The sequence below is a fragment of the Streptomyces sp. cg36 genome, from assembly GCF_041080675.1.
In the GTDB taxonomy this organism is placed as follows: domain Bacteria; phylum Actinomycetota; class Actinomycetes; order Streptomycetales; family Streptomycetaceae; genus Streptomyces.
In genome coordinates this window covers 5,168,966-5,195,045 of the sequence record NZ_CP163520.1, presented here as the reverse complement: position 1 = coordinate 5,195,045, position 26,080 = coordinate 5,168,966, and the positions used below count along the sequence as shown (strand labels likewise).

General features: G+C 72.5%; 24 protein-coding genes and 1 tRNA gene. 16 read left to right on the top strand and 9 right to left on the bottom strand.

Going from position 1 to position 26,080, the window contains the following annotated elements; translation table 11 throughout:
- The first annotated feature begins 99 nt into the window (after positions 1-99).
- The 9 genes from AB5J87_RS23030 (at position 100) to AB5J87_RS22990 (ending at position 6,004) form a co-directional block, all read left to right on the top strand.
- Positions 100-552, top strand: a complete 453-nt coding sequence (locus tag AB5J87_RS23030; RefSeq protein WP_369378917.1) for a hypothetical protein — start codon at positions 100-102, stop codon at positions 550-552.
- 98 nt (positions 553-650) lie between these two features.
- Positions 651-809: a hypothetical protein gene (locus tag AB5J87_RS23025; RefSeq protein WP_369378916.1), complete on the top strand. Its 159-nt coding sequence runs from the start codon at positions 651-653 to the stop codon at positions 807-809.
- Between the two features lie 86 nt (positions 810-895).
- On the top strand, positions 896-1,165 hold the full coding sequence (locus tag AB5J87_RS23020) for a DUF6284 family protein (RefSeq protein WP_369378914.1): 270 nt from the start codon (positions 896-898) through the stop codon (positions 1,163-1,165).
- Entirely contained in the window at positions 1,162-1,605 is a 444-nt protein-coding gene (locus tag AB5J87_RS23015) for a Pycsar system effector family protein (RefSeq protein WP_369378913.1), read from the top strand. The genes AB5J87_RS23020 and AB5J87_RS23015 overlap by 4 nt, the downstream gene beginning before the upstream one ends.
- A complete protein-coding gene (locus AB5J87_RS23010) occupies positions 1,602-2,468 on the top strand; it encodes a DUF2637 domain-containing protein (RefSeq protein WP_369378911.1) in 867 nt (288 codons plus the stop codon). Before AB5J87_RS23015 ends, AB5J87_RS23010 begins: the two co-directional genes overlap by 4 nt.
- Positions 2,468-2,863 (top strand): RRQRL motif-containing zinc-binding protein, encoded by a 396-nt coding sequence (locus tag AB5J87_RS23005; protein ID WP_369378909.1) that lies wholly within the window; start codon positions 2,468-2,470, stop codon positions 2,861-2,863. The genes AB5J87_RS23010 and AB5J87_RS23005 overlap by 1 nt, the downstream gene beginning before the upstream one ends.
- Position 2,864: 1 nt before the next feature.
- A complete protein-coding gene (locus AB5J87_RS23000; RefSeq protein ID WP_369378908.1) occupies positions 2,865-3,182 on the top strand; it encodes a hypothetical protein in 318 nt (105 codons plus the stop codon).
- A gap of 43 nt (positions 3,183-3,225) precedes the next feature.
- Positions 3,226-5,343, top strand: a complete 2,118-nt coding sequence (locus AB5J87_RS22995) for an FtsK/SpoIIIE domain-containing protein (protein WP_369378907.1) — start codon at positions 3,226-3,228, stop codon at positions 5,341-5,343.
- A 205-nt stretch (positions 5,344-5,548) separates the two neighbouring features.
- Positions 5,549-6,004: a hypothetical protein gene (locus AB5J87_RS22990; RefSeq protein WP_369378905.1), complete on the top strand. Its 456-nt coding sequence runs from the start codon at positions 5,549-5,551 to the stop codon at positions 6,002-6,004.
- 9 nt (positions 6,005-6,013) lie between these two features.
- Here the strand turns inward: AB5J87_RS22990 and AB5J87_RS22985 are convergent, their stop codons facing one another.
- The gene (locus AB5J87_RS22985) at positions 6,014-6,943 is read right to left on the bottom strand and encodes an HNH endonuclease (RefSeq protein WP_369378903.1); all 930 of its coding nucleotides are present in this window, start codon (positions 6,941-6,943) and stop codon (positions 6,014-6,016) included.
- A 179-nt stretch (positions 6,944-7,122) separates the two neighbouring features.
- On the opposite strand from AB5J87_RS22985, the gene AB5J87_RS22980 reads away from it, so the two are divergent.
- The 6 genes from AB5J87_RS22980 to AB5J87_RS22955 all read left to right on the top strand — a co-directional run bounded on the left by AB5J87_RS22980 (position 7,123) and on the right by AB5J87_RS22955 (position 12,806).
- Positions 7,123-7,815, top strand: coding sequence for an SAM-dependent methyltransferase (locus tag AB5J87_RS22980; RefSeq protein WP_369378902.1), 693 nt, complete (start codon positions 7,123-7,125; stop codon positions 7,813-7,815).
- Positions 7,812-8,453 carry a class I SAM-dependent methyltransferase gene (locus AB5J87_RS22975; protein WP_369378901.1) on the top strand — a complete coding sequence of 214 codons (642 nt, stop codon included), beginning with the start codon at positions 7,812-7,814 and terminating at the stop codon, positions 8,451-8,453. The genes AB5J87_RS22980 and AB5J87_RS22975 overlap by 4 nt, the downstream gene beginning before the upstream one ends.
- Positions 8,450-9,286 carry a bifunctional DNA primase/polymerase gene (locus tag AB5J87_RS22970; RefSeq protein WP_369378900.1) on the top strand — a complete coding sequence of 279 codons (837 nt, stop codon included), beginning with the start codon at positions 8,450-8,452 and terminating at the stop codon, positions 9,284-9,286. Before AB5J87_RS22975 ends, AB5J87_RS22970 begins: the two co-directional genes overlap by 4 nt.
- Before the next feature lie 5 nt (positions 9,287-9,291).
- A complete protein-coding gene (locus tag AB5J87_RS22965) occupies positions 9,292-10,767 on the top strand; it encodes an ATP-binding protein (RefSeq protein ID WP_369383636.1) in 1,476 nt (491 codons plus the stop codon).
- A gap of 465 nt (positions 10,768-11,232) precedes the next feature.
- Positions 11,233-11,469 (top strand): helix-turn-helix transcriptional regulator, encoded by a 237-nt coding sequence (locus AB5J87_RS22960; RefSeq protein WP_369378899.1) that lies wholly within the window; start codon positions 11,233-11,235, stop codon positions 11,467-11,469.
- Between the two features lie 71 nt (positions 11,470-11,540).
- A complete protein-coding gene (locus tag AB5J87_RS22955; RefSeq protein ID WP_369378898.1) occupies positions 11,541-12,806 on the top strand; it encodes a tyrosine-type recombinase/integrase in 1,266 nt (421 codons plus the stop codon).
- A 235-nt stretch (positions 12,807-13,041) separates the two neighbouring features.
- On the opposite strand, the gene AB5J87_RS22950 is transcribed toward AB5J87_RS22955, so the two are convergent.
- The 4 genes from AB5J87_RS22950 to AB5J87_RS22935 form a co-directional block, all read right to left on the bottom strand.
- Complete coding sequence (locus AB5J87_RS22950; protein ID WP_369378897.1) at positions 13,042-14,490, bottom strand: LAETG motif-containing sortase-dependent surface protein; 1,449 nt, start codon at positions 14,488-14,490, stop codon at positions 13,042-13,044.
- A 219-nt stretch (positions 14,491-14,709) separates the two neighbouring features.
- Entirely contained in the window at positions 14,710-15,279 is a 570-nt protein-coding gene (locus tag AB5J87_RS22945) for a single-stranded DNA-binding protein (RefSeq protein ID WP_369378896.1), read from the bottom strand.
- Between the two features lie 337 nt (positions 15,280-15,616).
- Positions 15,617-17,290, bottom strand: a complete 1,674-nt coding sequence (locus tag AB5J87_RS22940; protein WP_369378894.1) for a GTPase — start codon at positions 17,288-17,290, stop codon at positions 15,617-15,619.
- A 938-nt stretch (positions 17,291-18,228) separates the two neighbouring features.
- Positions 18,229-19,827: a dynamin family protein gene (locus AB5J87_RS22935; RefSeq protein WP_369378892.1), complete on the bottom strand. Its 1,599-nt coding sequence runs from the start codon at positions 19,825-19,827 to the stop codon at positions 18,229-18,231.
- Positions 19,828-20,170: 343 nt separating this feature from the next.
- On the opposite strand from AB5J87_RS22935, the gene AB5J87_RS22930 reads away from it, so the two are divergent.
- Positions 20,171-20,243 (top strand) — tRNA-Arg (locus AB5J87_RS22930).
- 147 nt (positions 20,244-20,390) lie between these two features.
- Here the strand turns inward: AB5J87_RS22930 and AB5J87_RS22925 are convergent.
- The 4 genes from AB5J87_RS22925 to AB5J87_RS22910 form a co-directional block, all read right to left on the bottom strand.
- Positions 20,391-21,170 (bottom strand): alpha/beta fold hydrolase, encoded by a 780-nt coding sequence (locus tag AB5J87_RS22925; RefSeq protein ID WP_369378891.1) that lies wholly within the window; start codon positions 21,168-21,170, stop codon positions 20,391-20,393.
- Positions 21,171-21,426: 256 nt separating this feature from the next.
- Complete coding sequence (locus AB5J87_RS22920) at positions 21,427-23,064, bottom strand: FAD-binding oxidoreductase (RefSeq protein ID WP_369378890.1); 1,638 nt, start codon at positions 23,062-23,064, stop codon at positions 21,427-21,429.
- Positions 23,065-23,371: 307 nt separating this feature from the next.
- Entirely contained in the window at positions 23,372-24,655 is a 1,284-nt protein-coding gene (locus AB5J87_RS22915) for an MFS transporter (protein ID WP_369378889.1), read from the bottom strand.
- 305 nt (positions 24,656-24,960) lie between these two features.
- A complete protein-coding gene (locus AB5J87_RS22910; protein WP_369378888.1) occupies positions 24,961-25,875 on the bottom strand; it encodes an NADP-dependent oxidoreductase in 915 nt (304 codons plus the stop codon).
- Positions 25,876-26,080: the final 205 nt, after the last annotated feature.

The window sequence follows — 26,080 nt, the reverse complement described above, 5'->3', positions numbered from 1 at the left end:
GCCTCCTCCGCCCGTCCGGTTTCGCGCTCTGCGCGGGGCCGTACGGGCGGGGTTGAGGGGAGCCGGACCATCCGATCCGAGACCCCGTGGGGGGAAGTCATGATCGCAACGCTGATTGCCGTACTGGGAACGCTCGCTGGCGCCGTTGTCGCCGGGATGATGCAGCACTTGAGCACGGCGCGCACGGAGCGGGCCGCGAAGGGTGAGCGGCGGCGCCAGGCGCTGGCTGAGGGGATTCCGGCGCTGCTGGCGGCCGTGGTCGGTCACCGTGAACAGCAGTATCTGAAGATCGAGGCGCGCCGGGACGGGCTGGCCGACACGGTGGAGGCACGCCGGGCCCGCTACGCGGCCCGGTCGGCCGTCACCTCCGCCATGGACGCCCTGTACATGACCACCTCTGACCGCAGCCTGCTGGCGGTCGCTCAGGAGGCGGTGGACGCGGCGATGGCCATCGGTGATGTCCCGGCCGAGGAGTTGGCGGCGGCCGGGCTGCGGGCGCGTAAGGCACACACGGCGCTGCGTGAGGCGGGCGCCGCCGCTCTCTCCGCCTGATCTGCCTGTGTGGCGGCCCTGATGGTCGTAGGCCGGGTTCGACTCCCGGCCGGGGCGCTCCGGCCACCACCGGCCGGTCACCGCGAAGGGAGCCCACCGTGGCGATGAGCCTGGAAGAGCTGAAGAACCGCGCGTCGGTCGTCATCGAGTCCAGCACCGGCCCGATCCACGTGGGCAGCGGTCAGCAGATCAACGCCGACGCGGCGCAGGACGACACCGCCCGCCAGGGCGGCACCGGCGCGGACTCGCGCGACTGACGGCACCACCCCTCAACGGCGCGGCCCCGGAGGTGCAACTCCGGGGCCGCTGAGCCGTGACTACCTGCTAGGGAGAGAGACGACTCATGGACCACATTGCCACAGTTCAGGACGCTGTTACCGCGTTCGCGGACTGGATCGAGCCGACGCCCGCTGAGCTGGACGCGATCGAGCGCGAGATGCCCGTGATCCTCGCGGACGTTGAGCTGCTGGACGCGCAGATCATGACCCTGGACCGCCCGCCGACCGAGCTGGACGCGCGCCGCATCCGCCGGGCGCGGCGCCGGGCGCTGGCCGCACGGGTCGCCCTGCTCAACCACACGAACAGCACGACCCTGCCGGGCGGTGCCGCATGAGCGCCGACCAGAACCTGTGCGCCGCGCATGCTGAGGTGAAGGCAGAGATCGCGCGCACCGACTCCAAGACCGCGCTGCTGCTGGCGTTCGTCGGCGCGGTGCTCGCCGGGAGCTGGACCGTGACCCGGGACCTCCCGCTCAACGCTCCCGCCTACGTGCTGGGCAGTCTCGGGCTGGCTGTTCTGGTGGGTGCGGCCGGACTGTTGCTGCGGTCGGTCCGCCCGAACCTGGGCGGCCGTCACGGTTTCCCGCTGTGGGCGACGCTGACCCCACGCGAGATCACGGCTGTTGCGGCCGTGGACCTGGCCGCTGACATCGCGGGCCTGTCCCGGATCGCGGTGGCCAAGTTCACCACGCTGCGCCGGGCCGTGGACGCCATCATGGCGGGCGGCGCCCTGCTCGTCCTCGCGCTCCTGGCCACCCTCGGCGGTGCCGGATGACCCGCCGGGGCAAGAGCCTGCTCGTGCTCGCGCTGGTGGCCGTGGTCGCCATGGCGTTCCGGGTCTCGTGGAACGCGCTGCGGGACATCGCCCGGGCAGTCGGTGCCGACCAGACCGCCGCCACGCTCTACCCGGTCGTGGTGGACGGACTGATGGCGCTGGCACTGGTCGCCACCCTCGTACTCGTGGGCCCCGACCGCCGGTTCGCACTGCGGGTGCTGGGCACCTACACCGCCGCCTCGCTGGTCCTCAACTACGTGCACGGCCTCGCTCCCGGCCTGCACGGCCGTGCGGTCGACTGGGGCCGACTGGCCGACTGGGGCCCGGCGAACTGGCTGCTGGTGCTGCTGGCGACGTCGCTTCCGGTCGGCTCGATCTACTTCGGCTCCGACCTGGTCGCCAAGGTGCTGCACCACCAACCGGCCCCGACCGCGTATGCGGAGGAATCGGATCAGACCGAGATGATTCGGTCTACGGCTGACCTGCCCGAATCGGCCCCGCCGCCCGTGGCGGTCAATCCGACCCGGATTCTGGCGGCGGTGCAGGTCGGGTTCCTCAAGCCGGTGGTCCCGCCCAAGCCCCTCCCGTCGACCGTGCTCGGCCCGATCGGGCAGACGTCGGCGGCGCAGTCGGCCCGCCCGCGCCGGGCGACCGGCCGTGTCCCGCAGTCGGCCCGGTCGACTCAACCGCGCCGGAGCCCCGATCAACTGCTTACCGAAGCGCGGGTGCTGACGGCCGGGTGGCCGGATGCGGATTTGACGGCTGAGCGGCTGCGCCGGGAGCTGCACACTGCTCCGGCCACGGCCCGCACGCTGCGGGACACGCTGCGCGCCGAGCGCGTCTCCGCTACGGCGGCTGTCTGATGTCCGCCGCGTACGGCAAGTGCTACGACCCCACCGGCGCCCGCCACGGCATCCCCACCTTCCCGTGGCGCTTCGCTCCGGAGGGCTACGCCACCCGCCGCCAACTGCGTGCACAGGGGCTGCGGCCGGGTGGTCAGCCGGTGGCCGCGCAGGTCATGCGCCGTTCCCGGCACCGTACGGGCGGGGTGAGCGTGGCGTACCTGTACCGCGTCGACCGGGCGGCGCCGGTGCGGCCGATGACGGCCCGCAAGTGGGGGGCGCTCGCGTTGGCGATGCTGGCCCGCCGCACGTGCCCCGGCTGCGGCACGGTCGCTGACTACTGCATCCCGCGTTCGCTCGGCGTGTGTGTGACCTGCGCCTTTCCCGCACCTTCCGAAGCCGTGAGGAGTGCCTGACATGGGCAAGCCCGACACCCGGCGCCTTGACCGGGCCATCCAGCAGACCGAACGCAAGGTTCAGGCGGTCCAGAACCGCGAGCTGTGGCCGCTGAACGGCCGTGAGCGCCGGGCCGTGCTCGGCGCGGCCGTCTCCACCGCGCGCGGCCTGCACCGGGGCACCGGCACCGACCGGGCCGACCAGCGCATGGACACCTCGTGGCAGAGCGCCGAGACCCGTCTGATCGCGGAGATCACCGCGTTGCAGATGGAGCGTCAGCGCGTCGTGACCGAGGCCGCCCGCGCCAAGGCCGCCAAGAAGTCCTCCGGCTGGTGGTAGCCCCCCTCCCTCAGCACGTCATCCTCATCAGGAGACAACTCCCATGGATTCCCACATCGTTCACCTCACCAAGAAGACCGCACACGCCCCCGTGGAGCACTCGCGAGCGCCGGGCGCTGGTTTAGCAGCGCCCGGCCTTGAGAAGCCGTCTGTGCCGCTGTGGGTGCGCTCCGGGCGGGCCGTACGCCATGTGGTCGCCCACGAACACACCCGTACCGCCAGCCGGCTGGTGGTCCGGCACAGCATGTACGTGGTGGGCGGAGGCAGGATCGTGGCCCGCCGCACCTGGGAGGGCCGCACCGCCACCCGCTACGAACGCATGCTCCGCGCCGCCGAAGCCGCCGGGAACTACGAGGTGGCGGCCGAGTGGGAAGAGCGCGGCCAGCGCTTCCGCGACGCCCGCCACCGCCGCCGCATGGACCTGCTCCACTCTCCGCTGGACGCGGCCAAGGGCGTGGCCGTGAGTACCGGGATGGGCATCGGCTCCCTGGTCGCCCTCGGTGTCGTCATGGCGGTGGCAACGAAGGACGCAACCCAGGTCGTCACCCCGCTGATGGCGACGGTGGAGTTCATCAACCTGCTGATCACCATCGCGACCGTGGTGTGGGGCCCGGCCCTCACGATCGGCCCGTTCCTCGCGCTGCTCGCCCTGTGGGGCGTCGGCCGTCACCAGCAGGCCGCCCCCACCTGGGCACTGCCCGCAGCGGTCCGCAACGGGGAGGGCGAGCCGATCACCCCGTCCATCGTCGTCAAGGCCCTGCGCGACCTCGGGGTTCCCGCGCTGGGGCGGGCCATCAAGGAGATGGGCGACGCCGGGGCGGCGATGCTCGGCCCGATCCGCATCGCCGGATGCGGCGTGGAAGTCGACGTCACCCTCCCCTCCGGGGTGTCGACGATCGAAGTCCAGAACCGGCGCCGCAAGCTCGCGGAAAACCTCTCCCGGCACGAGCACGAGGTGTTCATCACCATCCCCCAGGCCGCCCGCACGGTCCGGCTGTGGGTGGCGGACTCGGGGGCACTGGATGAGCCGATCGGCCCGTCCCCGCTGGTCACGGACGAGACGATGACCGCCGACTACGCCAAGGGCCGCGCCCCCTGGGGCCAGGACCTGCGAGGGGACGCGGCGGCCCTCAGCCTCTACCAGCGCCACCTGTTGATCACGGGCCTGTCCAACCAGGGCAAGACCGTGGCGCTGCGCTCGCTGGCGCTCTGGCTGGCGCTGGACAAGTCGGTTCAGTTCCTGATGGGCGACCTCAAGGGCGTGGGCGACTGGGCCATGTTCGACGGCCTGGCCACCACCCTGATCCAGGGGCCGACCGACGACCACGTCATCCAGGTGACCGAGATGGTCGAAGGTGCGGTGGAGGAGATGAACCGCCGCATCCAGGCACCCCAGGGGACCGCGTTCCCGCCGCTGATCGTCCTGGTCGACGAAGCGCAGGTGGCGTTCATGTGCCCGGTCAAGGACGACGAGAAGCGCCCCTACGGCGGCTCCAAGGCCAACTCCCGGTACTTCATGGCCGTTCGGAAGATCCACAATCAGGGTCGGGCGGTCAACGTCCTGATGTGGCAGGGCACCCAGGACCCCACCGACCAGAACCTCCCCAAGCTCGTCCGCGAAGGCGCCCACACCCGGGCCTCCCTCGCACTCGGCACGGAGTCCCAGGCCCGCATGGCGCTCGGAGACAAGGCCGTCGACGGCGGGGCCGCGCCGAACCTCCTGCGCCCCGGGCTGGACCGGGGAACGCTGGTCGTCGCCTCGGACGGCATCGCCATCCCGGCCGGGCAGGCGTCCATCACGGTGCGCACGCACTACGTCGACGACGACGCGGCCGTGGCCATCACCGACCGGGCCAAGGCCCTGCGCGACGGGGTCACCACGCTGCACGTCATCGACAAGGGCGAGCAGCGCGACCCGCTCGCGGACATCGCCTCCGTGGTCGGCACCGCTGAGCGGGTGCGCACGAAGGACGTGCTCGCCCGGCTCGCCGCACTCAACGCGGCCGCCTATGGCAAGTGGTCGTTCCTCGACCTCAAGCGCGTCTTGGACGGCACCGGCGCGGAGCCCTACAAGTCCGATGGCGTCATGGTCGTCAGCCGTGACCGCGTCGCCCGCGCGCTCGCCCACCGCGACGACGACGGTTCCGCTTCCGCCGCATAGATCAGGGAGCCACACCCCGGCGGGCCAGGGAGACAGGGAGAACTCCCTACACCCCTCCCTGACCCGCCTCCCTCCCTCCCACCTGCGCAAATGATCTGCCAGGGAGTCAGGGAGGCCCGCAGGTCAGCACCCCCGAAACCCCCTCCACCACGCCCCCGGCAGGGGGTGCCCCTGCCTCCCTGCCCCCGCCCGGAAGGGATTCCGCATGTACCCCGAACACCCCGGCCACGCGCCCGCCAAACGGGCCGTACAAGTCCACCAGCCCACCCCGATCCAGCCCGTTGCGGCGCCGCTCGTACCCATGCACCCAGCCAACATCCCCACCGTGGTCAGCATCGTCCTGCCCGACGGCCGCGTGGCCACCGGCTACGCCATCGAACCCGCCCAGCCCGCCCCCGTCACAGCCAAACCGGCCGTGCCCCGTGCGGCCGTGAACATCGCGCTCGGCGGGATCGGCTTCGCCGCCGCGTGCGGCGGGCTGCTCCTGCTCACGAGCTTCCTCGCCGCGCTCGCCGCGTTCGTCCACCAGCTCATCATCCTGGCCGCCGTGATCTTCGGCGGCTGGATCGCTGTGCAGGTCCTCGGCCCTCGCCGCGGTCACGGCGGTACGGTCGTCAACATCGGCCGTGCCGTCTTCAAGCGCAACCACTTCCGGGCCTAGGAGCCCTGGTCACACCTGGCCGCGGTGCTTGTCCCAGTGGGCTCCGAGCCACACCCGGTGCTCCGGCCGAAGAGGCACGGTGAGTTCACGGCCGTGGAGGTCGCCGTAGAGGGGGTAGTCCAGCACGGTCTTCGCGACGTCCAGCTTCCCGGTCTCCGGGTCGACGGCGATGTGACCGAGGTCGAAGAGCCGGTGGAGGTCACGGCGCAGCAGGAAGCCGCCGTACTCGTGGTGTTCGCTCTCGTCGGCGAAGCTGTACAGGTGGGCGGCTTCCATGGCCACGGCCGGTGTCGGCCCGCTGAACGCGCACAGCTCGCCGTAGTCCTCCAGCAGGCGCTTGCGGAAAGGGCCCTGGCCCTCACGGACCTGGACCATGGCAGGGCGGCGGCCCCCGCGGATGACAGCGCGGGCCTTGTCCGTGACTGCGGCCGGCATGGTCGCCCCGGCTTCGTCCAAGGCTGCGCGGACCTTCTCCCAGCGGGCCGGGCGCATGCTGTGCTGCGAGCGCGGCTTGTCGCACAGCACGCGGATCTCCTGACCCGTCAGGCGGCCGGTCAGGTCCTGCCAGGCCCGGCTGTGGTGCGACCGGTACGTCGTGATCTGCCGGTCACGGCTGCGCCGTTCCGCGAAGCGGACCTCGCACTTGTTGCACCACCAGCGCAGGTCACCGGTCTTCAGCGCCTTGAAGTCGGCCTTCCCGCACGCTTCGTGGAAGTAGACCTGCTTCACGGCGCTGCCGACATCGATCTTTTCGATGACTGACATCCCCAGCAGCGACTTCTTGTCCCACAGGGCGATGACGTCGCCCGCGGCGATGTTGCCATGCTGGGGCACGGTGTCGTCCCAGCTGTAGTGCCGCGACGGATCGTCGTCGTACCCGTCGTTCCCTCCGTGCTGCCGCTCCCCGCCCACCGCCAGCACGAACCACACCGTCGACATCAGCACTCCCGGTATCTGGCCTCCGTGCCCCAGGCACGCCCCGGTCAACGTAACCCCTGCCACTGACAACCCCATCCGGGCAGCTCGGTGGTTCCACGCACAGAGGGCGGCCCCCGTCTCGCCAAAGTCCGGGGCCGCCCTGTCCACCTGCCAGCAACAGACCTGTGGAGGTCTCCAGCATGACGCAACCCACCGGCATCCGGCGAGTGTGCGGCCGCAGGCCGCGCCTACTGGATCTGTTCTGCTGCCAGGGCGGCGGCGCCAAGGGATACGCCGACGCCGGGTTCGACGTGACCGGCGTGGACCACGTCCCGCAGCCCCGCTACCCGTACCGGTTCGTACAGGCCGACGCGATCGCGTTCGTCCTCGCGCACGGGGCGGAGTTCGACGTCATCCACGCCTCGCCGCCGTGCCAGCACGACAGCGAGTGCCAGCGCATCCAGGGCAACACCCACCCCGACCTGATCGCGCCCACCCGTACGGCCCTTGAGACAACCGGGCGGCCGTGGGTGATGGAGAACGTGAGCGGCGCGGTCCTCAAGCTGCGTGCTCCGGTGATGCTGTGCGGGCCGATGTTCGCCCTGGAGACCTACCGGCACCGGTTCTTCGAGACCAGCGGCGGCCTGAGCCTGACCCAGCCTGACCACCCGGTGCACCTGGTGCCGCAGGCCAAGATGGGCCGCCCCGTCCCGCCCGGCCACTACGGGCAGTTCGTCGGGAACTTCTCCGGCGTCGACCTGGCCCGCCGCGTCCTTGGGGTGCCGTGGATGAACCGGGACGGCATCCGCGAATGCATCCCGCCCGCCTACACCCAGTGGATCGGACACGCCGTACGCGCAGCGCTGGCCCCGGCGTGGGAGGTGGCGGCGTGAGCGCCCGCGTGCTGCCGCTGCGCCGCCCGAACGGGCTGAAGGTGCTAGATCTGTGCTGCGGGGCGGGCGGCCTGTCCATGGGCTACTACCTCGCCGGCTTCGACGTCACCGGCGTTGACCACCGGCCCCAGCCGAACTACCCGTTCACGTTCCACCAAGCCAACGCCCTGACCTTCCCATTGGACGGTTTCGACCTGGTCCATGCCTCTTGGCCGTGCCAGAACAAGGCCCGTGTCACGGCCTGGCGCGGCAACCGGGCCGACCACCCCGACCTCATCACCCCCGGCCGCACACGGCTGAAGGAATGCGGGCTGCCCTGGGTCATCGAGAACGTTCCCGAGGCTGCCTGGGACGGCACCCTGCGGGCCGACTACGTGCTATGCGGCACCCAGTTCGGCCTCAACCTGCGCCGCCACCGCGTGTTCGAGACGTCATGGGGCGGGGGCGGCGACCTGCTGCCGCCCTGCTGGCACCGCAAAGACCTTCTCGCCTTCGCGCACAAGGGCGAACGTGCCTACGCCGACGCCATGGGCTGCACCTGGATGACCAACATCGAAGCCCGCCAGGCCGTACCCCCCGCCTACACCCAGTGGATCGCCACCCAGTACCTCGCCCTTGAGGGGAGTGCCGCCGCATGAACGACCTGCTCAACACCGCCCTCGGGCTCGCCAAGGCGAGCATGCCGGTACTGCCCCTGCGTGAGGGCAAGGTGCCGTTCGGGAACTGCCCGACCTGCGCGAACAACGCGTGCGGCGGGCGGCCGAACATGAAGACGCCGGGCCCGTGCCAGTGCCCCGCCCCGTGCCACGCCTGGGCCGCCGCCAACACCGACCCCGACATCATCAGCTCGCTGGCTTGGGTGCGGGCGTGGCGCCGTGCGGTCGGTGTCGCCTACCACCCCGGAGGCGCCGGACTCACCGTCGTCGACCTGGACGACACGGCGGCCGTCGACTGGGCCCGCCGGATGCTGCCCGCCACTCGGACCGTGCCGACCACCCGGGGCGAACACTGGATCTACCAGGGCACCATGCCCTCCCCGAACAGCGTGCGGCCCGGCGTCGACATCAAGTCGACCATGGCCTACGCCCGCTGGCTCGGCCCCGGCACCGGCCCGCTCGCGGCACTGCCGGACGCGGTCCGCGCACTGGCCGTGAAACCGCCCGTGCACCGGCCCACCTTGCCCGTGGTCGGCGTGTCCGTGCGGCCAGGGGGCGGGACATGCCCGCACCGCACCCCCGCCTACCTGCGCCGGGGCCTGGAGATGGCGGAACAGCGGATCAGCGACGCGTCCAGCGGTGTGCACGCCACGGTCTACGCCACGTTCCTGGCCGTGCTCTCCCGCCACGGCCGGTGCGGCTGCCTCACCGACGCCGACGTCGCCCGGCTCTTCACCGCCGCGCAAGGCAAGGGCGAGACGCCCCGGCACTGCGCCGACGCGTGGGCCAACGCCCGCACCGCACTGGGGATGTGAACGCCTTGTCCGAGGACGACAAGAGCCCGGCCCGGCAGGTCATCACCGACTACGCCCAGGGCCACTTCCGCTACTTCCGCACCATCGACGGCACCGTCTACGCGCAGCTCACCGGCCACCCTGTGGCCCGCCCCATCCGCTCCCAAGGAACCAGCGGGAGCCACCGCCAGGAACTCATGGTCGGCCTCTTCCGCGACGGGGTCGGCGTCTTCAACGGAACCGCCCTCAAGGAGGCGTTGGACTTGATCGAAGCACTCGCCCTCACCGAGCCGGTACAGCCCACCCACATCCGCGTCGCCCCCGGCTTCGACCAAGCCACCTGGCTGGACCTGGGCCGCGATGACGGCCAGTCGGTGCGCATCCACCCCACCGGGTGGGACATCCGCGTCCCCGACCCCGAAGAGGTCTGCTGGCGCCGCACCCAGCTCACCGGCGAACTCCCCCTGCCGGCCAGGGACACCAACGGCAAGGGGCTGGACCTGCTGCTGCGGCTGTGCAACTTCGCCGACGCCAAGACCGAAGCCCTGGCCCTGGCCTGGCTCATCGGCTGTCTGGAACCCTCCGCACCCGTCCCGGCGCCGTTCCTGACCGGCCCGCAGGGGGCAGGCAAGTCGACCGGCGGGCGGATGCTCGTGCGGATCATCGAAGGCATGACCGGCGACCTGCGCCGCGCGCCGAAGGACGAAGAGAACATGATCACGGCCGTGGCCGCCGGATGGATCACCGCTCTCGACAACCTCTCGCACCTGCCCCCCGACCTGTCCGACCTGATGTGCTGCGTCATCACCGGGGCCGAGAGCATCAAGCGCGCGCTGTTCACGGACGGGGACGTGGTCCGCTCCCGCTACCGGCGCCCGATGCTGCTGACCGGGATCGACGTCGGCGTCATCCGCCCCGACCTCGCAGAACGCCTCCTCACCCTGCGTCTGGAGCGTCCCAAGGTGCGGCGCACCGAGGCGGAGCTGTGGGCGGAGTACGCCGAGATCCTGCCCGCAGTCCTCGGCTCCCTGCTCGACCTGGCCGTCAAGGTCCGGGCGGTGCAGGCGGAGACGCCTACCGACCTGCGGATGGCGGACTTCGCCCACCTGTGCGCGCAGCTCGACGCGGCCACCGGCTTCGGGACGCTGGCCGCCTACCGGGCCAGCCTGGACGACCTGAACGACGACGTCATCGAGGGCGACCTGCTCGCACAGACGGTCCTCAAGCACGCCGGCGGGCTCGCCCCGGGCGAGGACGTGCGGATGACGTCCGCGGAATGGCTGCACGCCCTCACCGCCCTCTACAGCGGCGAGGAATGCCGCCCCCTGCCCAAGGGGTGGCCGACCACCGGCAAGGTGCTCTCCGACCGGCTGCGGCGCATCCAGCCCACCCTGGCCGCCCGAGGCGTCCTGGTCGACTGGGGCCGCACCAGCGCCGCCCGCTACATCGAGATCACCCGCCAGGCCCCGCCCCCGGAGCCCGAGCAGCAGCCCGCGTTCTGAGGCCGCCGGGTGGACAAGCAAGAGGAGCACGCCGCGCCGGGTGTGCTCCTCTTGCTGTTCCGGCGGCGCAGCCGCCCTGGCACGAGTCGCGCCGCGAAGCGGCTCCTTCTTCACGCCCTGACAGAGCGACGCACAACCACAGACACCACCCCCCTTTTCTTTGTCCTAAGAGGGGAAGACCTGCGTCACTACGTCACCACCGGCCCGACAGACAGCCCCTGACCTGCGGCAACAGGGCGTGACGCAGACGGCAAATCGTGCGTCATCGCCCGTCACTGCGTCATCCCCGTGACGGGAGCCCGTGTCACCGGTGACGCAGCCCCTGCCCGGCTGCGTCACCGAAACCCGCAGGTCAGCAGCCTGATTGACGCACGTGACGCGATGACGCAGAAATCCCCGCTTCGGACAGCACAGACCCAACTCCCCCTCCCCTACGCGCTACCGGACACGAGGAGACCCGCCGCCATGGCCACGCCCACGTCCAGCGATCCGCGCGCCACCCTGCGGGCCGGACTCCCGGACCGCTACCTCACCCCCGAAGACCTGGTGGCCCTGTTCGCCCTGGAGAGCGTCGAGACGCTCTACACCTGGCGCAAGAAGCGCATAGGGCCGCCCGGCTTCCGCGTCGGCAGGCACGTGCGTTACGACCCCGCCGCGGTCCGTGCCTGGGTCGACGACCTCTCCGACCACGACGACGACTGAACCCACCACCCCACGCAGGGACGCGACCACCCCCGGTCGCGTCCCTGCTCACGTTCCAGAGGAGTTCCGAAGTGGCAGGCCACATCCAAGACCGCTGGTACAAGACCGAGATCGGCGCCGACGGCAAGTCCCGCCGGGTCAAGAGCGACCGCTACGGCATCGGGCTGCGCTACCGCGCTCGCTATATCGGGCCGGACGGTACCGAGAAGTCCAAGTCCTTCCCCGACAAGCAGAAGAGGCTCGCCGACCAGTGGTTGGCGCAGATCGAAGCCGACATGGCGCGTGGCGAGTACATCGACCCGCGTGCGAGCCGGACCACCTTCCGGCAATTCGCTGAGAAGTGGGTCAAGAGCCAGACCACGGACGAGACCAGCCGGGCGGCCGTCGAGTCGCGGCTGCGGCTGCACGCCTACCCGTACATCGGGTCCCGGCCGCTCTCCTCGTTCAAGCCCGAGCACATCCGGGACTGGTCCGGCGAGTTGAAGCAGGCGATCCCGTCGGCCACGTACCGCCGCTCGATCTTCGAGAACGTCTCATCCGTCATGAACGCTGCGGTCGATGACGGCATCCTGCGGCGCAACCCGTGCCGTGCCACGTCGGTCAAGGCGCCGCAGCCGGTGCCGACCCGCGTACGGCCGTGGACGGCCGAGCAGGCGTTCGCCGTGCGGGCCGCGCTGCCCGAGCACTACCGGGCCATGGTCGACGTCGGGGCAGGGTGCGGGTTGCGTCAGGGCGAGATCTTCGGCTTGCCCGTGGATGAAGTCGGCTTCCTCACCGGCTGGGTTCATGTCGGCTTCCAGGTGAAGCGTGTGCACGGAACGCTCGTGTTCGCCCCACCGAAGCGAGGCAAGGTCCGGGACGTACCCCTGCCGAGCGCGGTAGGGAGCGCGCTCGCTGAGCACCTACGCCGCTTCCCTCCGGTCAAGGTGACCTTGCCGTGGCTGACGCCGGAGGGGGAACCGCTCACCAAGTCCCTGGTGTTCACGAGCAACGCGGACAACGCGGTGTGGCGCAGCGCCTTCAACGACCAGTCGTGGAAGCCCGCTCTCGCGGCTGCTGGCGTGATCCCGCAGCCGGAGAAGGGCAAGCGGTACGCAGCGGCCCGCGAGCACGGCATGCACGCGCTCAGGCACTTCTACGCGTCGGTGCTGCTGGACGCCGGAGAGAGCGTCAAGGCGCTGAGTACGTACCTGGGTCACAGCGACCCGGGGTTCACGCTGCGCGTCTACACACACCTGATGCCGAGCAGCGAGGGGCGGACACGTAAGGCCGTGGATCGCGTCTTCCAGGGGCCCGGTTCTCATGATCACGGCCCAGGGACGGCCCAGGCGGCATGAGACTGCCCCCCGCTTGCGGTTCCGCCGCAGGTGGGGGGCGGTTTTCCGGGGGCGGGAGGCTAGTAACACCCCATCTTGCCGTACCGCCACCCCTCGGCGGAAACGGGTAGTCGCGCGGAACGCCGACCTGCGGCGTCCGGGAACGCCAGTGGCCCCGGTGTGCCTGTGCTCACCGGGGCCACTGTCACGAGGTGGTCACTCCGAGTGGGCGGTGCCGCCCCTCGGAGCCGCTGGGTCAGTGCCCGGCGGTCCCGGCCTTCTTGCGGCGGAGGAAGAACACCGCGCCGCCGCCTATGGCGACCAGCGCGACCGCGACGCCCGCGATCATCGGGGTGGAGCTGGAGGAACCGGTCTCCGCCAGGTCACCGCCGCCGGTGGTGCCGGAGGTGGAGCCGGACGAGGTGCCGCCCGCGGTGGCGGGGCTGGGCTGCGACGACGGCTTGGTGCTGGGGGTGCCGGCGGTCTTGCAGTCCAGGACGCCCTTGAACTCCTGCTTGAAGCCGTTCGGCCCGGTGATCACGAAGTCGTACGCCTGGTCCTCGGCGACCGGCACGGTGACGGTCTTGGACTGGCCCGCGGCGATCGTGTACGAGAAGCCCGCGAGCTTGAAGGTGAACGCCTCGTCGCCCTTGTTGGTCGCCGTGATGTCCACGCCGCCCTTGGCGCAGTTCTTCGCGGCGGTCAGGGCCGGAATGGCGCCCTGCTTGGCCCAGGTGGCCTTGGCGGTGGCGGAGACCGTGGAGTCGCTGGATCCGGCGAGGATCTGCGTCTGGCTCTTGGACTCACTGGCGAACGCGCGGCCGACCGGGACCTGGGTGGTCGCCTGGACGGTCACCGAGCCGGAGCCCGGCTGGGCGCCCGCGGGCACGTCGAAGAAGAGCTGCGAGCCGTTCTTCGCGGTCGTGGCGGGCTGGCCCGCCTTGTTGACGACCTTGACACCGGCCGCCTTGAGCTCCTCGGACGGGGTGACCGAGACCTTGTCGGCGTTGGTGCGCACGGTGACCGGGCCGAGCTTGGAGCCCGCCTTGCCGGAGACCGCCGGGTTGTCGAGGGTCAGCGACGCCTTCGGCTCCTCGACCGTCTGCGCCGACTTCGTCAGCCAGTTCGCCAGCAGCTTGGCCTGCGGGTCCACGGCGTCCACCTGGACGTGGTCCGAGTAGCGCCAGATGGCGACCTGGGTGGCGGCGGCGGCCGTGCCGTTGGACAGCTGGCCCTTGAGCCCGGCCGACTTGGCGAGCGCCGTCAGATCGTTCACCTGCGGGTACGAGTGCTCGAGGATCCAGCGGATCTTGCCCGCGTCGGGGTTCCCGCTCAGCGAGGTGCCGCTCCAGGGGGTCTCCTGGTAGCGCGCGGAGGGCTGGGTCGGGTTGTGGACGTCGATGCAGTACGTACGGAGGGTGCCGCCGCCGTCGACGACCATCTGGAACAGACCGGCCGACACGGGGCGGTCACCGCCGCGCTGGTGGATGACGGCCTTGTCCGAGGCGTCCGGGTCCAGGCCCTTGATGGTGGCGACCGCGCCACCCTGGTGCTGCTGGCCGGGCGCGTCGGCGACCGCCGTGCCCGCGCCGGCTATAGCGCCGCCGGCCACCAGACCGGTGACGGCGGCAGCTGCCGCGAGGCGTGCGGCGCCGCGCTTGCGTACAGACGTGGGTGCAGAAAACCCGTGAACGACTGAAAACACAGAATTCCCCTTCGGGCGAGGATCTTTCGCGTGCGTGCGCGTGGGGGAAGTGCCTCGCCTGCTGACTCAAGTGCCCCGTGAGTAACGGGAATCCTATGGAGGCCGCGCCCCCTGATCCCCCGTCATGCGATCAGATAACCAATCCGAATCGGAATCGTTATCGCCGCTTCCCGTGTCGACCTGGCGTTATCGACAAATCACCGGTACGGATCGGGATGTTCAGGGCACCGCGCAGGCGGCGACGGGCAGGGCGGCGAGCTCCTGCGCACCCCGTTCACCAGGGGCCCCCGCGCCCTCTTCCGGTCCCGTCGGGGGCGGCTGGTCACCGGCCGCGACCGACCCCGCACTACGGGTCTCCGAATCCGCCCCGCCCACCCCCGGACCGACTTCTTCCAAGGCGTCCTTCGATGAATGCGCGAACGCGGAATCGCTCTTCACCACGCGCCGGAACGCGGAAGTCCCGCGCGTCAGGTCGTGCCCCACGGTGATCGCCTCCACATCGGCCGAAAATCGACGGCGGCCGTCCAGATCTTCGTCGCGCACCCGCAACCTGCCGTGCACCACCAGCGGTTCCCCGACCGCCACCGAACTCGCCAGATTCAGGCCGAGCGAACGCCAGGCCCACACCGTGTAGAAACTCGAATGCCCGTCGACCCAGGCGTCCTTGCGCCGGTCGAACTTGCGCGGCGTCACCGCCAGCCGGAAGCGCGCCACTCCCCCCGTCGCCGTCTCGCGGTACTCCACCCGCGTCGCCGCGTTCCCCACCAGCGTCACCAGTGTGTCGTTCATCCCCACCACTCCCCCGTCCCACGTCCGTGCGCACCCCGCGGGCGCGCACGGCTTCTGTCCCGTCGCGGCTCCGTCCGGCCCTGACGGCCGATCGAACCCTTGCGCTGTCGATCTCCATGCTGGGCCGGACGGAGGACTTGTGCCGGGGGCTGTGGAAGGCCCGCCGGTTGTGGAAAACCGCGTCACTCTTTCGGGGAAAGGCAGGACTCCTTCAGGGGAGAGCGGAGCCTGGGCACTCCTTCAGGGGAGACCGGGAGCCGGGCACCCCTTCAGGGGAGACCGGGAGCCGGGCACCCCTTCAGGGGAGACCGGGGGCCGGGCGGGGGCGGCGCACCCCTCACGACACCCCGGCCCGCACCCCCGTCCCCCCGCGCACCGCCACATACTGCTCGCGCACCTCCCGGTACCGCAGAAGCTCCGCCGCGACCGGATCCAGGACCTTCGCCCGGCCGCACCCGGCCGCCGCCTCCCGCAGCCGCCGCTCGGCCTCCTGCCCGTACCGCCGCCCGGGACCGCGCGCCGCGACCCCGCAGGCCCACTCGACCAGCGGCCCCCCGACGATCCCGGCCAGCATCACCAGCGCGGGCACCAGCAGCCCCGGCCGGAGCACCCCGACGATCTGGCCGACCAGCCAGAGCCCGCCCACGATCTGAACCAGCGTCATCGCCGCCTGCACCAGCACCGCCGCCGGCCACCACGCGGGCCTCGGCGAAGTGCCGCGCTCGCGCTCGGCCCGCACCGCCAGCTCGTCCAGGGCCTGCGGCAGCCCCTCGGCGCCGCGCACCGCCGCCTCCCGCACCGCCTGCGCCCAGGGCGCGGGCAGCCCGGTGGCGGCCTCGTCGGCCACCAGCCGCACGGCCTGCTCCACGCGCTGGCGGGCCGTCACCTCCTCCTCCGGCGGCGCGCCGGGCAGCGGCGACTCACGGCCCGGGACGCGCAGCCGCTCGTACCAGCGCCACAGCCGCAGCCACGGCGTGCCGCACGCACGGCCCGCGTTGCGCCGCCACTCCCGCTCGGCCGCCTCGCCCGCCGCCGCCGCGCCGACCGCCGCCGCCAGCCGGTCCGTGAACTCCTCCCGGGCCCGCTCGTCCAGCCCCGGACGCCCGTCCGCCACGTACACCGGACGCAGCCCCGCGGCGGCGGCGTCCAGGTCGGCCGCCACCCTGCGCTCGGGCGCGCCGCGCTCCCGCACGAAACGGCTGAGGAGTTCGCGCAGCTCGGCGACCCCCTGGCCGGTCAGGGCGGAGAGCGAGACCACGGTGGCGCCCGGCTCGCCGTGCTCGCCGAGCGCCATGCCGTCGTCGTCCAGCAGGCGGCGCAGGTCGTCGAGGACCTGGTCGGCGGCATCGCCCGGCAGCCGGTCCACCTGGTTCAGCACGACGAAGGTGACCTCGGCGTGTCCGGCCAGTGGCCGCAGATACCGCTCGTGCACCACCGCGTCGGCGTACTTCTCCGGGTCGACGACCCAGATCACGGCGTCGACCAGGGCGAGCACCCGGTCGGCCTGGCGGCGGTGTTCGACGACCGCGGAGTCCAGGTCCGGCAGGTCCACCAGGACGAGCCCCTGCAGCGCCTCGGCGTTCGGATCGCTCGGCAGCGGGCGGCGGCGCAGCCGCCCGGGGATGCCCAGCCGGTCGAGCAGCCCGGCGGCGCCGTCCGTCCAGCTGCACGCGATGGGCGCGGCGGTGGTGGGGCGGCGCAGGCCCGTCTCCGAAATGTGCGTCCCCGCGAGGGCGTTGAACAGGGTGGACTTCCCGCTCCCGGTGGCCCCCGCGACCGCCACGACCGTGTGCCGCGCGGACAGCCGCTGGCGCGCCGCCGCCTCGTCCAGCACCCGCCCGGCCTCGGCCAGCGTCCGGCCGTCGAGCCGGGTCCGCGACAGCCCCACCAGCTCGCGCAGCGCGTCCAGCCGCCCGCGCAGCTCGTTCCCGTACGGCCCGCCGATGGGTACGTACGCCTCCACCGGCTCGGCCTCCACCACGGGAACCTCCTCCTGCGCCCGCTCGTTCACCCGACGAGCGATCAACCCGTCGTCCCAAGCGGACGCTCCTTCCCCGGAGGAGCCGTTCCCTGAAGTGCCCTCCCCGGGCGCGCCGCTTCCGGAACTGTCGCCTCCGGAAGCGCCGTTCCCGGACGGGCCGTTCCCGGGCGCGCCATCTCCGGAAGCGCCACCTCTGGAGGGGCCGTTTCCGGAGGGGCCGTTTCCGGATGCGGCGCCCACGGCCGGGGCGCCCACGGCTGGGGCCGGTGCGGGCACAGGTGCTGCGGCCCTGCGTGGGGCCGCGCGCTGGTGGCCCTCGGGCGCGCGCCGGATGGCCAGGTCGCGGGCGTCGGGGCGGGGTTTCGACGCGGGGGTGGGTGGGGGGGTGGGGGTGGGGGCCCCAGCACCCGTACCAGTGGCGGACGCCACAGTGCCGGACGCCTCAGTGCCGGGCTCCGCCGTGCCGGGCTCCGCCGTGCCGGTCGTTCCCGTCTCGCCCTGAGTGGATCGCGGCTGTTCGGGGGCCTCGGCCTGCGGCTGCGCCTCGTCGGGCTCGTCCGGGGTTTCCGGCTGCCCTGTTCCGGGGCCGGTGTCCGGCTCGGGGCGTCGGGCAGGGGGGCGCTCGGCCCAGGGGCGGTCGAACCCCAGCCAGCCCGAAGTGGGCACGACGGCTTCCAGCCGCCCGATCGGGGGCCGCCCGGCCGTGCGGACCTCGACGGTGTGGGACGCCGGGGGCTGGGGGGCGCCGGGGCCGTGGTGCGGGGCGGGGCGGGCTTCGTCGCGTGGCTCGGGCTGCTCTGGCTGCTCAGCCAGCTCGGGCCGACCCGTCTCCCCGGACGGGTCCGGGGAGACGGACAGGCGCGGGGAGTCAGACAAGTCCGGGAACTCGGTCCGCTCCGGCCGCTCCGGCTGCTCGGGCTGCTCCGGCTGCTCGGAGCCGGGGTGGTCGGTGAGAGCGGTCACGCCGCTCACCTCTCCTTCTGCAGTAGGGACAGCGCGGCGATCAGCCCGGCCTGGGGCTCGGGGGTCACCCGGAGCGCGTCCAGGGGGGCGAGGCGGCGGTCGCGTTCGGCGTTCAGGACGCGGTCGATGTACGTGGTGACCAGCTCGCCGCCCTGGTCGCGCAGGCGCAGCGCGCGCTGGGCGCCGACGCGTTCGGCCAGCCGTTCCCCGGCGCGGCGGGCCCGGCGTCCGCCCAGGAGGGAGGCGGCGAGCAGGGCCGCGACGGCCTCGGGGGCGGGTGCGGCGGCCCGTTCCATCTCGCGCACTTCCTCTTCGGCGAGCTCCTCCAGGATCCGCCGCCAGCGCCGTACCTCCACGGCGATGCGTCCGCCGGTCTCCCGGTCCCGTACGCCGTCGGCGAGCTCCGCCGCCGCCGGTTCGCGGCGCCATGCCTCGCGGACGCGTTCGTCGGCGGCGTCGGCGGCGCACCCGAGGAGTTCGGCGAGGCTCTCCACGAGGGCGTCCAGGAGTTCGCCGGAGGTGGCGTCGCGGGGGTAGGCGCGCCAGCGGGTGAGCGCGTCCCCGGCGAGTACGCCCCCTGCCTGGAGCCTGCGCCGTACGCGTGCGCCTTCCCGCTCGTACGCGTCTTCGACGGCCCCTGTCATCCGTACGGCGGCGGCGTACTGGGCGGCGACGGCGGAGGCGAGCTCGGGCATGCGGGCGTTGAGGGAGTCGATCATGCCGACGGCGGTGCGGACGACGGCCTGCTGGCGGGCCGCCGGGTCCTGCGCCCGGTGGGTGAGCCACTGCCCGAGCGCGGCCACGGCCGTGGAGGGCAGCAATCCGCTTCCGCCGCCGGCGGATTCGGGCAGCTCGGGGATGGTGAAGCGGGGCACGTCGCCCAGTCCGGCCTTGGTGAGGAGCGCCGCGTACTGGCGCGACACCTCGCCGATGACCTGATGGGGCACCCGATCGAGGACGGTGATGAGGGTGGCGTCGTACTCCTTCGCGGTACGCAGGAGGTGCCACGGCACGGCGTCGGCGTACCGCGAGGCGGTCGTCACCATCACCCAGATGTCGGCAGCGCAGATCAACTGTGCGGCGAGGATCCGGTTGCTGACGACGAGTGAGTCGATGTCGGGCGCGTCGAGGAGGGCGAGTCCGGGGGGCAGGGTCCGGCAGGTCTCGACGCGCAGGGAGTTCTCGGCGTCGTTGCCCCCGACGCCCTCGTCCAGCTCGGCGTCGTCGCCCTGCTGGGGCAGCCATACCCGGGTGAGCTGGGGCAGCACCCGGATACCGGTGAACCAGTGGTGGTCGTCGGGATGGCAGACGAGTACGGGAGTGCGCGTCGTGGGGCGCAGCACCCCCGCCTCGCTGACCCGCCGCCCCACAAGGGAGTTGACGAGGGTGGACTTTCCCGCGCCGGTGGACCCGCCGACGACCGCGAGCAGCGGGGCTTCGGGGTCCTTGAGCCGGGGGAGCAGATAGTCGTCGAGTTGGGCGAGCAGTTCGGCCCGGGTCTGCCGCGCTCGCGCCGCACCCGCCAGGGGCAGCGGAAGACGCACGGCGGCGACACGGTCGCGCAGGGCGGAGAGTGCGTCGATCAGCTGAGGCCGTACGTCCAAGGTCACCACATGCGAAGAATGCCCAATTTTGGAGCCATTTTGAAGCGTATGACTGCCTTCGCGCGCCGATCGGACACAAGGGACAGACGGGATGAGTGGGACGCAGGCATAACGAGTGCACAACACCCGGCCCCATCAGCGTCAAAAGCGCTGCGTGTTCCGCGCTCGCCTGCGATTATCGGTTCGCTTCACCGAACCTCCACATCGTGCCACGCAGGTGAAGCAACCGGGACGAGGGGAGAGGAGCCCTATCCTTGTCCCCGGCAAGGTCATCGGCCCGGAGCCCGCTCCGGACCACAGCCTTGCCCGCCCGGGGGCTCCAGGCCACCGCGGCCGCCATCCGGCCCCCGTAGCTCAGTGGATAGAGCAGGCGCCTTCTAAGCGCTTGGCCGCAGGTTCGAGTCCTGCCGGGGGCGCTTTCGCCCGTGCGGTACCAGGCCCTCCCTCCGGGAGGGCCTTTTTGCTGCTCAGGTGCACCGTAGCGAGTGGGCCGTAGAGAACGCGTAAGCCCCGCCAACGCCCCGGCGGGGGGCATGGGCGGGGTGTCGGCTTCGGGGTGGCCCTCACCCCTCCCCCAGGAACTCCCCGATCAGCCCGATCAGCTCCGGGGCCCGCTCGAAGATGCCCAAGTGGCCCGCCGGCAGTTCGGCGTAGTGGCTGCCCTCGATGGCCGCGTGCAGGGCTCGGCTGTGTTCGGCCGGGACCATCTGGTCGTCCGTGAAGCCGACCACCAGCGTCGGGGCCGTGATCCTCGGGAGCTCCGCTCGGATGTCCACCGTCAGGTCCAGCTCGATCTGGCGGCCCATGCCCGGTGGGATCGGCGCCGCCAGGAACGGGGCCAGGCCCTCGGGGCCCAGCCGGTTCACCTGCTCACTGGTCCAGCCGGTCAGGTTGAGGAAGCGGATGAACGCCTCGTGGTCGGTCCGCTCCAGGCGGCGCCACACGTCGAACGTCAGGTGCAGCCGGGTGTCCGTGCGGGCCCAGCCCGCGATCAGCGCCACCTTGCCGAACAGCTCCGGGTGCCGGGCCGCCGCCGCGGCCACCACCACCGCGCCCAGCGAGTAGCCCACGGCGTCCGCCGGGCCCCCGGCCCCGGCCGCCCGTACGGTGGCCACCAGCTGGTCCACCAGCAGGTCCAGGGTGAGCGGGGCCCCCGAGTCGGTGGTCGCGCCACTGCCGGAGAGGTTGGGGCGCACGACCGTGCGGCGGTCGGCGAACGGCTCGACGAAGTGGCCGAAATTCGTGTCCGCGCTGCCGCCCGTGCCATGGACGAGCACGAGCGCGCGCCCGGACCCGGCGGTGAAGTACTCCACCTGGGAGTCGTGCGTCTGGGCTGTGGGCATGGGTCTTCTCCCCTGTGGATGCGGCGACTTCGGGGCCCCGGCCCTTGCGGGGCCGGCGGCTTCGGGGCCCCGGCTTCAGGGCCGCTGTTTCGAGGCCCCGGCTTCAGGGCCACTGCTTCGGATACGGCGCCGGGACCGTGAACGGTGAGCGGTGAGCGATCTCTGCGGAGCGGAGCGGAGCTGAGCGGGCCCCGGCGGGGGCCAGGAGAGGCCGGGCGGCGCGGGGGAGGAAGCACGCGCCCCCTCCCCCACCCCCCTACCTCCCCGGCGTGATCGACAGTCCGTGCCGGAACACGTTCCGCGGGTCCCAGTGCGCCTTGGCGCGCTGCAGGCGCGGGTAGTTGCCCTTGTAGTAGAGGGAGTGCCACGGGACGCCCGACTTGTTCCAGCGCGGGTCCGCCACGTCCGTGTCCGCGTAGTTGATGAAGCAGCCGTCGTTGACCCGGCCGGGGACCGGGACGCCGCCGCTCTGCGCGTACACGTCGCCGTAGAGGTCCCGGACCCAGCCGATGTGCTGGGCGTCGTCGGCCGCGTCGTTCCAGAACGCCAGGAACTGGAGCTTGAGGATCGAGTCGCGCTGCGGGACCGCGGTCGCGGTGGACGGCACCGCGTTGATGCGTCCGCCGTACCCCGCGATGATCATCAGCGCCGCGCCGTTGGCGTAGTCGGTACGGGTCAACTGCCGGTAAATGGCGTCCAGTTGCGACTTCGGGAAGTTCTTGCGCATGTACGCCGACTTGTCCTCGAAGCGCAGCGTCGGGTCACCGCCCGCGAACCCGGGCCACTTGGTGCCGTGCAGCCAGGGCAGCCGCTGCGCTCCGGTGGTCTGGGCGGCGACGCCCACGCCTTCCCCGACGGCGGCGACGAAGTCCGCGAGCTCGCGCTCGGCCTGCGGGCGCGTGGCGTCGATCTGGGTGACGAGCAGGATCTGGCCCGCCGACCGGTGGAACGGCTTCAACTGGCTGAACAGGCCCAGGTGCGGGGAGTCCGGGTCGCTGTTGCGCTCGAACCAGCCGGCGTAGTTGGTCAGCAGCCGCTGGAAGCCCTGCTTGGTCAGCCCCTCCCACGGCCAGCTCACCGTCGACACCAGCAGCTCGGCGGGCGGCCGGGGCAGCAGGTGCGCCGGGTCGTCCCCGGTCGCGCCGGGCGAGCGCAGCCAGTACTTGGTGATGACGCCGAAGTTCCCGCCGCCGCCGCCGGTGTGCGCCCACCACAGTTCGCGCAGCTCCGGGTCGGCCGAGTCACGCGTGGCGACCACGCGCCGGGCGGTTCCGGAGGCGTCGACCACGACGACCTCGATCCCGTACAGGTGGTCCACGGTCAGGCCGAACTTCCGTGACAGCGCGCCGTATCCGCCGCCCACGATGTGGCCGCCCGCGCCCACCGAGGGGCAGGAGCCGCCCGGGATGGTGACGCCCCAGACCTTGTACAGCTTGTCGTACACCTCCGCGAGCGAGGCCCCGGGCTCCACGGTGAAGGCGCGGCGCTCGGCGTCGAAGCCGATCTCCGCCATTTCGGACATGTCGATCACGACCTGGACCTCGGCGTTGTTGACGAAGTCCTCGTAGCAGTGGCCGCCGCTGCGCACCGCGACGCGCTTGCCGTCGCGCACCGCCTCCTGCACCGCCCGCACGACCTGGTCGGCCGAGTTCACCAGCCGTACGTACTCGGGCCGGCCGACCCAGCGCTGGTTGGTGCCGTGGGTGAGCTCCGGGTAGCGGGGGTCGTCCGGCCGTACGGTGACCGCGCCGAAGCCGCCCGGGGTGGCGCCGCCCCGGGCGCCGGGGGCCGCGAGGGCCGGTGCGGCGCCGAGGCCGGTCACGGACAGGGCCGCGGTGGCTCCCCCCACGGCGGCCGTGTGCTGGAGGAGGCGGCGACGAGTCGTCTTGCTCATGCTCATGAGTTGGTGCACCCCATCGTGATCGTGAAGTGGAGAGAGAGGAGGAGGGAGAAGCGAAAGAGAGCGGAAGAGGAGAGGAAGGGGAGAGGAGAGGGAGAGGAGAGGGGCGGAGGCAGAACCGGTGGGCGGGAAGCGGCCGTTGGCGGCCGGGGCTCGTCATGGACGCGGACCGGCCCTCGGACCCGCCCGCCCGTCCAGTGGCGCCGTCACACGCGAACCGGTTCCTCGGACCCGCCCGCCCGCCGGGTGGCGCCGTCACGCGCGGACCGGTCCTCGGACCCGCCCGCCGGATGGCGTGCCGTCACGCGCGGGCCGGTTCCTTGGACCCGTCCGCCGCCCCGCCCGCACCGGCCGAAGGCCCGGCACCCGCATCCGTCGGGCGCCCCGCCCCCGCCGGGGATCCGGCAGCCGCGGCCGACGGGGTCGCCGTCGCGTCCGCCGCCCGCCGGTCCCGTACCAGCTCGCCCAGGGCCACCAGCGCCGCGAGGCCCGCGAGGGCCGCTCCGGCCGCCACCACCGCCCGCAGGCCGAGGTCGAGGTCGAGCAGGGCGCCGCCGAACCAGGCGCCGCCCGCGATGCCGATGTTGAACGCGGAGATGTTGACCGAGACCGCCAGCGTGGGGGCGCCGCCCGCCACCGAGGTGAGGATGCGGGCCTGCAGCCCCGGCATCACCGCGAAGTACGCGACGCCGAAGACGAACAGCAGCGGTACGCACGCCCAGCGCACCGGCGCCGCCGCCGCGAGCGCCACCAGGGCCGCGGCCAGCGCCGCCAGGATGCCGGTGAGCGCGGGCATCAGCGCCCGGTCGGCCAGCCGGCCGCCGATCAGGTTGCCCAGCAGCGAGCCGAGGCCGAAGACCAGCATCAGCCAGGTGACGGTGGCGTCGCCGAAGCCGGCGACCTCGGTGAGCAGCGGGGCGAGGAAGGTGTACGCGGTGAACACCGCGGCCATGGCCACCACCGTGACGACGACGGCGAGCTGGACGCGCCGGTTGCCCAGCACCCGCAGCTCGTCGGCGGCGGCGGCCGTGACGGGGACCGCGTCGCGCGGCAGGCAGAGTGCGACCAGCGCGGTGGCCGCCGCGCTCAGCCCGGCCACGCACCAGAAGGTGGCGCGCCAGCCGAAGTGGTGGTCGACGAGGACGCCGAGGGGCACGCCGAGCACGGTGGCGAGGTTGAGCCCGACCGCCACCTTGGAGACCGCCGACGCCTCCTTGCCCGCCGGGGCGAGGCTGCCCGCGACGACGATGCACACCGCGAAGAGCGTGCAGTGGGTGAGCGCCGAGAGCACCCGGGCCGCCATCAGCACCGGGTAGCCGGGGGCGACGGCCGCCAGCACGTTGCCCGCCACGAACAGGCCCATCAGGCCGAGGATCAGCGGCTTGCGGGGCAGCCTGCTGGTGGCGAGCGTGATGACCGGGCCGCCGAGGACGACTCCGGCGGCGTACGCGGTGACCAGCAGCCCCGCGTCGGCGAGGGAGACGCCGGTGTCGTGCGCGATGTTCGGCAGGATCCCGGCGATGACCAGTTCGGCGCTGCCGACGCCGAACACGCACAGCATGAGGGCGAACAGGGGGAGGGGCATGGCGGCCTTCCAGGCGGCGGAGGGGTGCGGTGCGGACGGCTGGGCGGTGGCGGGCGCGGACGGCCGCCGGGCGGGACAGCGCGTACGGCTCAGGTACGGGGCGACTGCGTACGGCCTTGGTGCGGGTGCGTACGGCCTTGGCACGGGCCGGGCACGTACCGCCGTGGCACGGGCCGGGCACGTACGGCGTCGGTACGGGCCGGGGAGTCGGGGCCCCGGCCCGTACCGGTCTGGGAGACCGGGCCGCGCGGGCCGGTCCCGGGCGCGCACAGGCGCCGGGTCCGGCCGCGCGGGCCGGTCGTGGGTCAGGCGTGCAGCGGGGCCAGCAGCAGCTTGCCCCGGGTGCCGCCGCCCGCCAGGCGCTTGTGGGCGAGGGGCGCGTCGGCGAAGTCGAGGACGTCGGCGACCCGCAGGGTCAGCGTGCCGCTCTCGACCTGGCGCGAGAGTCCGGCCAGGCGCTCGCCGTCCTGCTCCACGAACGACATCCGCACCTCGATGCCGCGCTCGGCCTCGGGGGCCGCGGCCGGGACGATGGAGACGGCCCGGCCGCCGTCGCGCACGGCCCTGACCGCGTCCGCGATCCCGGCGGTCTCCAGGAGCGCGTCCACCACGCCCTCGGGGAGCGGGAGTTCGGAGGTGAGCACCTCGGCGGCGCCGAGGGAACGGGCGAGCTCCTCGTCGCCGGGGCGCACGAGGGCGGTGACGCGGATGCCCCGGGCGGTGGCGAGCTGGACGGCGAAGCCGCCGACGGCGCCCACCGCGCCGGTGATCAGCAGGGTGCTGCCGGGTTCGGCGCCGAGGGCGTCCAGGGCCTGGTCGGCGGTGAGTCCGGCCAGCGGCAGGGCGGCGGCGTGGACGAGGTCGGCGCCGGCCGGGGCCGGGGCGGCGATCCGCGCGTCCAGGGCGACCAGTTCGGCGTGGGTGCCGATGCCGGTGGCCATCTGGGCGGACATGGCGACGACCGGGTCGCCGACGGCGAAGCGGGTGACGCCCTCGCCGAGGGCCTCGACGGTCCCGGACAGGTCCCAGCCGAGCACCATCGGGAAGGGGAGCTTGACGTACTCGGCGGCGCTGCCCGAACGGACCGCGAGGTCCACCGGGTTGACGGCCGAGGCGGCCGTGCGCACCAGGATCTGGCCGGGTGCGGGGGTCGGGGCCGGGAGCTCGGCTACGGCGAGCAGCTCGGGCTCTCCGTACTGGGGCAGAACAGTGGCACGCATGGGAACACACCTCTCGAACAACTCAATGCTTGCGCATGAAATCATTCCAGAGCGACGGCGTCCAGTCCAACCCTGAGCTGGAGTTCCCCTTCTTGAGGTGGAGGGCATCGCGGTGCAGCCGTACACACTTCCGACTTTATTGCTTGACCATGCATTGATTTTGTGTATGGTTGCGTCATCTCCCACCCCGCTTATCCGAGAGGTG

Excerpts from the sequence above, each read along its gene's own strand:
- AB5J87_RS22995 (WP_369378907.1), top strand. The coding sequence starts at position 3,226 with ATGGATTCCCACATCGTTCACCTCACCAAGAAGACCGCACACGCCCCC.
- AB5J87_RS23010 (WP_369378911.1), top strand. The coding sequence starts at position 1,602 with ATGACCCGCCGGGGCAAGAGCCTGCTCGTGCTCGCGCTGGTGGCCGTG.
- AB5J87_RS22915 (WP_369378889.1), bottom strand. The coding sequence starts at position 24,655 with ATGCCCCTCCCCCTGTTCGCCCTCATGCTGTGCGTGTTCGGCGTCGGC.
- AB5J87_RS23020 (WP_369378914.1), top strand. The coding sequence starts at position 896 with ATGGACCACATTGCCACAGTTCAGGACGCTGTTACCGCGTTCGCGGAC.
- AB5J87_RS22990 (WP_369378905.1), top strand. The coding sequence starts at position 5,549 with ATGTACCCCGAACACCCCGGCCACGCGCCCGCCAAACGGGCCGTACAA.
- AB5J87_RS23000 (WP_369378908.1), top strand. The coding sequence starts at position 2,865 with ATGGGCAAGCCCGACACCCGGCGCCTTGACCGGGCCATCCAGCAGACC.
- AB5J87_RS22960 (WP_369378899.1), top strand. The coding sequence starts at position 11,233 with ATGGCCACGCCCACGTCCAGCGATCCGCGCGCCACCCTGCGGGCCGGA.
- AB5J87_RS22985 (WP_369378903.1), bottom strand. The coding sequence starts at position 6,943 with ATGTCGACGGTGTGGTTCGTGCTGGCGGTGGGCGGGGAGCGGCAGCAC.
- AB5J87_RS22925 (WP_369378891.1), bottom strand. The coding sequence starts at position 21,170 with ATGCCCACAGCCCAGACGCACGACTCCCAGGTGGAGTACTTCACCGCC.
- AB5J87_RS23005 (WP_369378909.1), top strand. The coding sequence starts at position 2,468 with ATGTCCGCCGCGTACGGCAAGTGCTACGACCCCACCGGCGCCCGCCAC.
- AB5J87_RS23030 (WP_369378917.1), top strand. The coding sequence starts at position 100 with ATGATCGCAACGCTGATTGCCGTACTGGGAACGCTCGCTGGCGCCGTT.
- AB5J87_RS23015 (WP_369378913.1), top strand. The coding sequence starts at position 1,162 with ATGAGCGCCGACCAGAACCTGTGCGCCGCGCATGCTGAGGTGAAGGCA.
- AB5J87_RS22980 (WP_369378902.1), top strand. The coding sequence starts at position 7,123 with ATGACGCAACCCACCGGCATCCGGCGAGTGTGCGGCCGCAGGCCGCGC.
- AB5J87_RS22945 (WP_369378896.1), bottom strand. The coding sequence starts at position 15,279 with ATGAACGACACACTGGTGACGCTGGTGGGGAACGCGGCGACGCGGGTG.
- AB5J87_RS22920 (WP_369378890.1), bottom strand. The coding sequence starts at position 23,064 with ATGAGCAAGACGACTCGTCGCCGCCTCCTCCAGCACACGGCCGCCGTG.
- AB5J87_RS22970 (WP_369378900.1), top strand. The coding sequence starts at position 8,450 with ATGAACGACCTGCTCAACACCGCCCTCGGGCTCGCCAAGGCGAGCATG.
- AB5J87_RS22910 (WP_369378888.1), bottom strand. The coding sequence starts at position 25,875 with ATGCGTGCCACTGTTCTGCCCCAGTACGGAGAGCCCGAGCTGCTCGCC.